The 1,115-nt window shown below is 59.6% G+C and carries 1 pseudogene; it reads left to right on the forward strand.

Annotation, left to right across the window (positions count from 1 at the left end):
- Positions 1-123 precede the first annotated feature (123 nt).
- A pseudogene (locus H3Z84_RS06270) lies at positions 124-1,115 on the forward strand (xylulose 5-phosphate 3-epimerase); the annotation flags it as partial.

Consider the following 1,115-nt stretch of genomic DNA (forward strand, 5'->3'; position numbering starts at 1 on the left):
GCTACCAATCCATTTTGCGTCTTTGATGTGAGACCGGGCAAATACCCGGGGTAATCCGGATATTTACGGCGAGGATTTCTAGTAGGCCACCATTAACGTCAGTAGAGTTATCAGGGAGAGATCATGAACGGCTATTCCATTGAGGATTCACATCGAATCCAGCAGCGTGCTGCCCAATACCGGCAGCGTTACCCCCAGTTTGCCAACTGGGCAAAAGGGCGCGGGGTGATCGAACATACCGATTTGACCCAGGTGCGCGTGTTCGACCTGTGCCAGGAACTCGTTTGTGCCGGGCGTTATGACTCGCTCGACGATGCCCTGATTATTTTCGAGGCTGCAGACACCCTCACCAACGCGGCCATGTGGCTGGTAGCCCACATGACTTATGCCAGCAGAGTGGACCTGTCCGGACAGCCGCTGGCGGCGGATGACTTCAAGGAAAATCCTCAGGGGCATACCGGTGGTTCGCTGAACATGGTGCCTGCCTATCTTGGCTACACGGCCGCCAACGCGTTGGCGGGGCTGACCCGTAGCTGGCTGATGGGGCAGGGGCACTGTGTGGCGGCTATCGAAAGCGTCAACATACTGCTCGGCAATCTGCATCCAGAACAGCAGGATCGGTACACGCTCGACGAGGCGGGGCTGTCCCGGCTGGTGAGTGACTTTTACAGCTACGCCGTCACTCCGGATGGCACACCGGGGGTTCCCCTGGGCAGTCACGTCAACCCCCACACTGCCGGCGGGCTGATCGAGGGCGGATATCTGGGCTTCGCTGAACTGCAATACACCCACATGCCGCTGCCGGGGGAGCGTCTGGTCGCGTTTCTCAGTGATGGGGCATTTGAGGAGCAGCGGGGCAGCGACTGGGCAAGCCGCTGGTGGCGAGCTGAGGACTGTGGCCTGGTGACCCCGGTGATGATTGCCAACGGCCGCCGCATCGATCAACGTTCAACGATTTTTCTGCAAGGGGGGGCGGACTGGTTCCGGCAACACCTGGAACTCAATGGCTTTTACCCCATACTCATTGATGGCCGCGATCCTGCGGCCTTTATCTGGGGCATCTTCGAGGCCGAATCGAGGCTTCAGGCGTGCAGCGAACAGGTCAGCGCCGGCCA

Source organism: Marinobacter sp. bablab_jr003 (genome assembly GCF_016464245.1).
Taxonomy (GTDB): Bacteria; Pseudomonadota; Gammaproteobacteria; order Pseudomonadales; family Oleiphilaceae; genus Marinobacter; species Marinobacter vinifirmus.